This is a genomic window from Micromonospora sp. LOL_024 (genome assembly GCF_048060415.1).
Classification (GTDB): domain Bacteria; phylum Actinomycetota; class Actinomycetes; order Mycobacteriales; family Micromonosporaceae; genus Micromonospora.
The window spans coordinates 1-452 of record NZ_JBHMIS010000192.1 but is presented as its reverse complement, the minus strand read 5'-3'; the positions used below and the strand labels follow the sequence as shown (position 1 = coordinate 452).

The window sequence follows — 452 nt, the reverse complement described above, 5'->3', positions numbered from 1 at the left end:
ACGGCTGATCTTGGTTGTTGAGGTGGTCAGTCGTTGGCCGGGGTGAGCCGGCCCTCGAAGGTGATCTGGAAGGCGTTCAAGGGTGCCTTCCAGCGCATCGTCCATCGCCGGCGGCCCGCGCTGGTGGGGTCGAGGCTCATCAAGGCCATGTACACGCACTTGAGTGCGGCGGCCTCGTTCGGGAAGTGCCCGCGGGCGCGGACGGCCTTGCGGATGCGGGCGTTCACGCTCTCGATCGCGTTCGTGGAGCAGATGACCTTGCGGATTTCCACGTCGAAGGCGAGGAAGGGCACGAACTCGGCCCAGGCGTTCTCCCACAGCCTGACGATCGCCGGGTACTTCTTTCCCCAGGTCTCGGCGAACTCGAGGAACCGTTCGGTCGCCGCGTCCTCGGTCGGCGCGGTGTAGACCGGCTTGAGTGCTTTGGCGATCTTGTCCCAGTCCTGGCGGGC

Annotated in this window: 1 protein-coding gene; it reads right to left on the bottom strand. The window is 65.9% G+C overall.

What is annotated here, in order from left to right; genetic code table 11:
- Window positions 1–26: 26 nt before the first annotated feature.
- On the bottom strand, window positions 27–452 hold a 426-nt coding region (locus ACFHWY_RS28840; RefSeq protein WP_416583380.1), incomplete at its 5' end, for a transposase.